General features: G+C 70.0%; 8 protein-coding genes. 7 read left to right on the top strand and 1 reads right to left on the bottom strand.

Annotated features, from left to right (window positions below; translation table 11 throughout):
- Window positions 1–132: 132 nt before the first annotated feature.
- A complete protein-coding gene (locus HWD99_RS18260) occupies window positions 133–666 on the bottom strand; it encodes an AAA family ATPase (RefSeq protein ID WP_241797617.1) in 534 nt (177 codons plus the stop codon).
- 67 nt (window positions 667–733) lie between these two features.
- Here HWD99_RS18260 and HWD99_RS18255 point away from each other — a divergent pair, with 67 nt between their 5' ends.
- The 7 genes from HWD99_RS18255 (at window position 734) to HWD99_RS18225 (ending at window position 7,963) form a co-directional block, all read left to right on the top strand.
- On the top strand, window positions 734–1,666 hold the full coding sequence (locus tag HWD99_RS18255; RefSeq protein ID WP_241797616.1) for a DUF2268 domain-containing protein: 933 nt from the start codon (window positions 734–736) through the stop codon (window positions 1,664–1,666).
- Between the two features lie 26 nt (window positions 1,667–1,692).
- Entirely contained in the window at window positions 1,693–2,493 is an 801-nt protein-coding gene (locus tag HWD99_RS18250; protein ID WP_241797615.1) for a MerR family transcriptional regulator, read from the top strand.
- A gap of 270 nt (window positions 2,494–2,763) precedes the next feature.
- Window positions 2,764–3,483 (top strand): GntR family transcriptional regulator, encoded by a 720-nt coding sequence (locus HWD99_RS18245; RefSeq protein ID WP_241797614.1) that lies wholly within the window; start codon window positions 2,764–2,766, stop codon window positions 3,481–3,483.
- Window positions 3,480–5,201, top strand: coding sequence for an allophanate hydrolase (gene atzF, locus HWD99_RS18240; protein WP_241797613.1), 1,722 nt, complete (start codon window positions 3,480–3,482; stop codon window positions 5,199–5,201). The genes HWD99_RS18245 and atzF overlap by 4 nt, the downstream gene beginning before the upstream one ends.
- A 64-nt stretch (window positions 5,202–5,265) precedes the next feature.
- Window positions 5,266–6,258, top strand: a complete 993-nt coding sequence (locus tag HWD99_RS18235; RefSeq protein ID WP_241797612.1) for an ABC transporter substrate-binding protein — start codon at window positions 5,266–5,268, stop codon at window positions 6,256–6,258.
- 2 nt (window positions 6,259–6,260) lie between these two features.
- Window positions 6,261–7,148 (top strand): ABC transporter permease, encoded by an 888-nt coding sequence (locus HWD99_RS18230; protein ID WP_241797611.1) that lies wholly within the window; start codon window positions 6,261–6,263, stop codon window positions 7,146–7,148.
- A gap of 8 nt (window positions 7,149–7,156) precedes the next feature.
- Complete coding sequence (locus tag HWD99_RS18225) at window positions 7,157–7,963, top strand: ABC transporter ATP-binding protein (protein WP_241797610.1); 807 nt, start codon at window positions 7,157–7,159, stop codon at window positions 7,961–7,963.
- Window positions 7,964–8,090: the final 127 nt, after the last annotated feature.

Genomic DNA, 8,090 nt, shown 5'->3' with positions numbered 1-8,090 from the left:
GTCGCGAGCCGACCCCGAGACCTGACCACGTTTCGTCTCGCTCGGCTCCGCCGGGCTCGCTCAACGACCGGGAAAGGAGCCGCTCCGCGGGCCGCGCGCAACGACCCGGGACGACAGCCGCGCCACGGGCCGTTATGCCGAAGCCGTCCCGTCGCGACGGGCACCCTCGATGTACGCGAGCGCCGCTGCGGTGTTCTCCTCCGGCGGCCGCATCGAATCCACTCGCAGACGAGCATCGGTCCACGAGTCGAAGCCGGCTCTGCGGTCGAGCACCGCTTCCCACGGCGGCTCCGGAAACCCGACGATCCCGCGACGACGGCCGGCCAGCCGCCGACGGTGCTCATCGACGTCGCTGCAGAAGACTTCGATGAACACCAGAGGCTGGCCGAGTTCCCCGGCCAGCAATATCCATTGCCCGCGCGCAGCCTCGACATCGTTGACCGCGTCGATCACGACGTCGTTGCCGATCAGCAACTGCTCTCGCGCGAGATCCTCGGCCACCACATAGGCCGCGAGCCCCGTGGGCTGATCTCTGGCGACTCCCGCGCGCCACATCGCCGCCTCGATGGGGTCGACAGACAGCAGCGCACAGCCGAGCGCCCGTGCCACCTCCCCGGCCACCGCACTCTTGCCCGCACCGGGCAGCCCCGCCATCGCGATCAGCATGTCCTCATTCTCCGTCACGCCCCTCGGGTTGACCTTGCCCCTGCGTCAGTGTTTACGCTCGATCGACATGACCCTCACCCTGATCGACAGCGCGACAGCGACCGCCCGCATCCTCGACGCACCCTCGGAGTCACGCGAAGACCTCGTCCGCGAGATGTGGCAGCCGATGGCCGGCATGTACCACTTCCTCCCCGGCGGACCCGACCTGGCGGCCGTGCATCGCCAGAGCTTCGGGTTCGACTGCGGGTCCGAGACGGACGGCGACACCGACGCCCTGATCATTCCGTTGCGCGAAGGGCTGGATGCTCTCCTCGCAGCCGACGCCTGGCGACGGGTCGAGACGGCGCTGCAGAACGGGATCTCCGCCCTCGAGGCATCCGTCCCCGACCTGACCGTGCCCGACCTGACCGTGCTGCTGGTGCTGGGCGATCCGACGAACCGGCACTTCGTCGATGAGGTGCAGGGCCTCTCGGGCTTCGGCGGCATCAGCGGATACATCAGCCTCACCCTCTGGCCCACGCCCCGAGTGCTCGACCGGCTCGAAGCGATCGCCGTGCACGAACTGCACCACAACGTGCGCTACTCGCCCGGCGGGGTCGTGTGGAATCCGGCGACTGTGACGGTCGGCGAGCACGTCGTGTCCGAAGGGCTCGCCGACGTCTTCGCGACCGAGCTCTACGGCGACGCCGGCTACACCCACTTCGTCGCCGAGGTGACCCGCACCGACCACGCGGTGCTGGCGAAGGTCGCGAGCGGACTCGACGTCACCGGCATGCAGGACTTCGCCGCGTGGGTGCTCGGCGACGCGACGGCCAGGATGTTCGGCTCCGCGCCCGTCGGGCTGCCGACCGGTGCAGGGTATGCGGCGGGCGCGCGCATCGTCGAGGCCTACCGCGATGCGACGGGGCGCAACGCCGCCGAGGCGGTGCGCGTTCCGGCATCCGACATCCTGGCCGTCGCCCTGCCCAGGCTCGGGCTCGCAGAACCCCGCACCACCTGACCACCATCCGACCTCAGGAGCGCTCGATGGAGTGGACCGTCAACGCACTCGCCGAACGCGCGGGCATCACCGACCGTGCCCTGCGGCACTATCACCGCATCGGGCTGTTGCCTCCCGATCGCATCGGCTCGAACGGCTACCGCTATTACGGGCCCGACGCGGTCGCACGGCTGCAGCGCATCCTGCTTCTGCGCGACACCGGCATGGGTCTCGCCGAGATCGCCTCGGTGCTGGATGCGCCGGCACAGCCGATGAGCGAGGTCGACGCCCTGCGGTCGCACCTCGATCGGCTGACGGCGGACCGGGATGCGGTCGACCGCCGCATCGCCGCGGTCGAGCACACCCTGGCGATGCGCGAGCAGGGGCTCGAGCCGCGCATGGACGTGATGCTGCAGGGATTCAACGACGACTACGAATCAGAGGTCGTCGAGCGGTGGGGACGCGACGCCTTCGATGCGTCGAACCAGTGGTGGCACGGAAAGTCCCTGCGAGAACAACGCGCCTGGAAGGAGCGAGCCGAGGCGCTCGTCGCCCGGTGGCGCGAGCTGCAGGAGGCGGGACACGAACCGGATGCTCCGGCCGCGCGCGACCACGTCTCCGCGCATCTGGCGTGGTTCGCTGAGATCCCGGGAACCCCCACCCACGCGGGTGACGCCGAGAACTCCCGGGCGATGGTGCTCGGCATGGCCGACATGTACGAGAGCGACCCCGCCTTCCACATCACCTTCGGCAGTGCCGCCGCGGCGCGGTTCGCGGCGGCCGCGCTGCGCCGCGCTCTCGCGTCGGGGAGAACACGGTCGTTGAGCGAAGACGACGTCGTCGGCTGAGACGAGACGTCGACAGCCGACCTCAGAAGGTCACCACGTTTCGTCTCGCTCGGCTCCGCCGTGCTCGCTCAACGACCGAGGTTGGCCGCTCCGCCGGGCTCGCTCAACGACCGAGGTTGGCCGCTCCGCCGGGCTCGGTCAACGACCGGGATCGGGAGCCGCGACGCGGGCCGCGCGCGGCGGATGTGAGAAGAACGTAACGCGGGGAGTACGGCTCAGATACACCGCGGAAACATGGATACCGAACGATGTCCATCAATGGATACATCATTGGCCACATCGCAGGATCCGGGCTCCGAGCGCCGGCGTCCCGCCCGCATCCGCGTCTATGAGCAGCTGCGGGCCGAGCTGCTCACCGCGGCGTATTCGCCCTTCCACCGCTTCACCGAGGAGAACGTCGCCGAACGCTTCGAGCTCTCACGCACCCCGGTGCGCGACGCCCTGGCGCGGCTCGAAGCAGACGGCCTCCTCGTCAAGCGCGACGGAGCGCTGTACCGCTACATGCCCACGCTCGAGGAGTTCACCGACCTCTACGAGCTGCGCATCCTGCTGGAGTCGCAGGGCATCGACCGCGCCATCGCCGACCCGACGATCACGCACGAGCGGGGCCTGCTCACCGCCGAGCAGGAACTCTGGGTCTCTCGCCTCGAGACCGGCATCACCCCCGATCCCGGTTTCGTCGACGCCGACGAGCACTTCCATCTCGCGCTCCTGGGCGCCGCGGGCAACCGCGAGCTGGTCGGAGCGCTGGAGCGCGTGAATCGCCGCATCCGCCCGATCCGCATGCACGACTACCTCACGCAGGACCGGGTCGACGCGACCATCACCGAGCACCTCGAGATCCTCGAGCTCGTGCTCACCGGGTGCCTCCGCGAAGCCCGGGACTTCCTGCGCACGCACGTCGGCCAGTCGCAGTCGATCGTCGAGGCCCGCGCGGCCCGCGCCATGCAGATCTCCCACATGAACCACGGATTGGACCCGCACCGATGATCTCCCTCTCCTCCACCGAATCCGTCTCCGCCGACGTCGCGACGCTTCTGGCCGCGATCGACGCCGCGCCCGCCAGCATCTGGATCACCCGCCGCAGCGCCGCGGAGATCCAGGCGGATGCCGAGAGCGTGCGCGTTCGCGTCGCCGCGGGAGCAGCTCTCCCCCTCGCCGGTCTGACGTTCGCCGTCAAGGACAACATCGACGTGGCCGGCATCCCGACCACCGCCGCACACCCCGCCTTCGCCCGGGTCCCCGGGCGCACCGCGACCGTCGTCACGCGGCTGCTCGACGCCGGCGCCGTCCTCGTCGGCAAGACGAACATGGATCAGTTCGCCACAGGCCTCGTCGGAACACGCAGCCCCTACGGCATCGTCACGAGCGCACTCGACCCCCAGCGCGTCTCCGGCGGATCGAGCTCGGGATCCGGCGCCGCCGTGGGGCACGACCTCGTCGACTTCTCCCTCGGCACCGACACCGCGGGCTCGGGGCGGGTTCCGGCCGCCTTCAACGGCATCCTCGGCGTGAAGCCCACCCTCGGGCTGCTGCCTCTCGACGGCGTGCTCCCGGCATCTCCCTCGTACGACACCGTCTCGGTCTTCACTCGCACCACCGGCCTCGCCGCCCGGGTGATGTCGGTCGTCGCCGGCCCGTCGAAGACCGACCCGAAGAGCCGGCCGTGGGCTCTCGATGCCCCGCAGGCGGCGCCACCGCGACCGGTGATCGCCGTGCCGCGACGCGCCGACCTCGCCTCGCTCTCGCCGGCGGTGCTGACGGCGTTCGACGAGACGATCGCCCGCTTCGAGGCGCTGGGCGCCGAGACCCGCACGATCGACATCGCTCCGTTCCTGGCCACCGCCCGGCTGCTCTACGGTGGCGGCCTGGTCAGCGAGCGGGCCTGGTCGTACGGCGCATTCCTCGCCGCTCACCCGGAGGGGGCCGATCCGTCCGTCGCCGAGATCGCAGCCCGCGCCGGGGACATCGACGGCACGACGGTGATCGATGCCCAGCAGGCCGTCGCCGCCGCGACGCGCCTCGCCCAGGAGGTCCTCGACGGCACGGATGCGCTGATCATCCCGACCGCGCCGATCCACCCGACCGTCGCCGAGGTCGCGGCCGACCCGCTCGGTGTGAACAGCACGGTCGGCACCTTCACGAACTTCGTGAACCTCATGGACATGGCCGCCGTCGCCGTGCCGACGGGCGAGGTCGCCGGGGAGGGACACTTCGGCATCTCGATCGTGACGCCGACGTTCCACGACCAGGTCGCGCTCGATCTCGCGGCCCGCCTCCTCGGCGAGCCGGAGCCGGATGCCGCGCTCGACGCCCCGGGCGTCGACGTCGCCGTCTTCGGCGCGCACCTCAGCGGCGAACCGCTCAACCCGCAGCTGCAGGCCCTCGGCGCCCGGCTCATCGGCGAGGTCCGCACCTCGGACAGGTTCCGGATGCTGCTGGTCGAGGGCGCTGTCGACCGGCCGGCGGTCATCCGCTCGACCGAGGGCGCGGAACTCCCCGGCGAGCTGTGGCGCCTGTCGCCCCTCGCCCTGTCGACGCTGCTGCGCAGCATCGCCTCTCCTCTCGCACTCGGCGAGATCGAGCTCTCCGACGGCTCGTCGGTCCTCGGTTTCACCGCATCCGTCGACCTCACCGAACGAGACATCACCGACTTCGGCGGCTGGCGCGCCTACCGCGCGGCATCCGCCGTCCCCGCGACCGCCTGACCCTGCACCAGACCGCCTGACCCCTGCACCACACGGCCTGACCCCGCCCCCACCAGGAGAACACATGACCTTCCACACGTCCTTCCGCACGCCTTCGCTCGCTCTCGCCTCCCTCGCCGCCGCCGCGCTCGTGCTCACCGGCTGCTCCGCGTCGTCCTCGTCCGCCGACTCCGAGAGCGGTGAGGGCGGCGGCCAGTCCGTCACCATCGGGACGCTGCGTGCGCAGCCCCACCTGTTCAGCCCCTTCTTCTACGAGGAGGTCGCCGAGGAGGGCATCGACGTCGAGATCGTGCTCTTCGACACCTCCAGTGACATCAAGAACGCGATCGTCTCGGGGTCGGTCGACTTCGGCGTGACGGGTGCCGCATCGGTCATCGCCGGCGTCGCGGAGCAGCAGGATGTGCGCATCGTCGCCTCCGCCGCCGACGGCGGCACCCGCATCGTCGCCACGGAGGACATCGAGACGCCGGACGACCTCAAGGGTGCGAAGGTCGGCTTCCCGATGGGCGCCACGCAGGAGATCCTCCTCAAGCGCACGCTCGAGGCAGAGGGCATCGACCCCGCGAACGACGTCGAGCTCGTCAACCTGCCCTTCGCCGACATGGCCACCGCGTTCGCCTCCGGGCAGATCGACGCGTTCATCTCCGCCGAGGTGGGCCCGTCGATCGCGATCGAGGGCGGTGCTCACGAACTGATGTCGGCCTACGACACCCCGATCGGGCAGACGAACATCGTGCTCGCCACGAGCAACAGCCTGATCGAGTCCGACCCCGAGCTCGTGCAGGCCGTCGTCGACACCCACATCGCGGCGGTCGAGCACATGGCCGAGGACACCGGAGCCTGGGCCGACGGCCTCGTCGAGGAGTTCGCCCTGGACCCCGCGATCGTCGATCTGGCGATCGAGAACATCTGGCCCCGCTGGGATCTCGACGCCGACTACCTCTCGACGCTGACCGCGATGAGCGAGGAGATGCTCGCATTCGACCAGGTCTCGGCCGAGGTCGACCAGGATCTCCTCACCGACGCCAGCTTCGTCGAGACCGCACGGACGGAGTGATCATGACGACCACCGCACTCGCCGATCCGCCCCAGGGCGTCGAGAACACCGAGACGCAGCCCGACCGCACCCGCACCGCCCGGCCCCGCCGCCGCCTGTCGCTCGGATGGGCCATCGCCCTTCCCGTTCCGATCCTCATCCTCATCGGCTGGCACCTGGGCGTCCAGAACGCCTGGACGCTGCCGTTCGACATCAAGATGACGTTCCTGCCCACCCCCGGAGAGGTCGCGCTGAGGGGTGTGGACTTCGCCTTCGGCGGCGTCTACGACGACTCGTTCAGCGGCACCCTGTGGGGCCACCTCGGCGCCTCGGCGCTGCGCGTGCTGCAGGGCTTCGGTCTCGCGGTCATCGTCGCCGTGCCGCTCGGCGTGCTGATGGGCCGATCGAAGCTCCTGTTCCGGATGCTGGAGCCCACGATCAACCTCGTGCGCCCCATCCCCGTCACCGCCTGGGCGCCATTGACCCTGCTGATCATCGGCTTCGGCGACCGCTCCACCGTGTTCCTCGTGTTCATCGCCGCGGTGTTCCCGATCCTGCTGAACACCATCAGCGGCGTCCACCAGGTGCCGGGCCGCCTCCTCGAAGCCGCCGCGATGCTGGGCACACCCCGCCTCCAGTCGCTCTACAAGGTCGTCATCCCGGCTGCCGCTCCGCAGATCATCAGCGGCATGCGCATCGCGATGGGACTCTCGTGGGTGATCCTCGTCGTCGGCGAGACGGTGGGGATCAGCACCGGTCTCGGCGCGCTGATCACCCAGGCCAGGGAGCAGTCGCGCACCGACCTCATCATCGTGGGCATGGTCGTCATCGGCCTGGCCGGTTTCATCGCCGACCGTCTGCTCACGCTCATCTTCGCCATCGCCTTCGGGCGCCGACCGATCCAGAAGTGAGAGATCGCATGAGCATTCCTCCCCAGCACGCCGCAGACATCGTCATGAACGGTGTGGGCAAGCGCTACCCCGGCTCGCCGATCGCCGCCGTCGACGGTGTGGACATCACCGTCGCGGCCGGCGAGGTCGTCTGCATCGTCGGCGCCTCCGGATGCGGCAAGTCGACGCTGCTGCGCATGGTCGCGGGCTTCGAGACGATCACCGAGGGCTCCCTCACCGTCGCGGGCACCGAGGTCACCGGCCCCGGTCCCGACCGCGGCGTGGTCTTCCAGGACTACGGGCTGTTCCCCTGGCTGACGGTGCGCGAGAACATCGAGTACGGCCCGAAGCAGGCTCGCCTGCCCCGCGCGGTCGTGAAGGAGCGCGCCACCGCGGCGCTGGACTCCGTCGGGCTCAGTCGCGTCGCGGCATCCTTCCCACACCAGCTCTCGGGCGGCATGCAGCAGCGCGTCGCGATCGCGCGACTGCTCGCGAACACTCCGTCGGTGATGCTCATGGACGAGCCGTTCGGCGCTCTCGACGCGCTCACGCGCACCGAGATGCAGCACGAGCTGCAGCGCATCCAGCGCGATGCCGGCATCACCGTGCTGTTCGTGACGCACAGCATCGAGGAGGCCGTCTACCTCGGCGACCGCGTGCTCGTCATGGCGGGCGGCACGGCCCACGGCATCTCGGGGCACGTGCGGGAGATCCTGACCGTCGACCTCCCGGGCGAGCGCGACGTGAACTCCCCGGAGTTCAACGCCATCGAGCGCCGGATCGACGCCCTCGTGCACGCCGGCAACGACCACAGGGTGGATGCCGCGCTGGTCTGAGGCATCCGGCGACGTTCGACGACCGAGGGCCTGCCGTTCGTTGAGCGAAGCGACGAAGTCGACTGAGACGAAACGCCGCGAGCCGACCTCCGAACCTCACCACGTTTCGTCTCGCTCGGCTCCGCCG

The sequence above is a fragment of the Microbacterium sp. C5A9 genome, assembly GCF_022627955.1.
Lineage (GTDB): Bacteria > Actinomycetota > Actinomycetes > Actinomycetales > Microbacteriaceae > Microbacterium.
The sequence above is the reverse complement of the archived record's forward strand: the minus strand, read 5'-3'. Positions and strand labels throughout refer to the sequence as shown.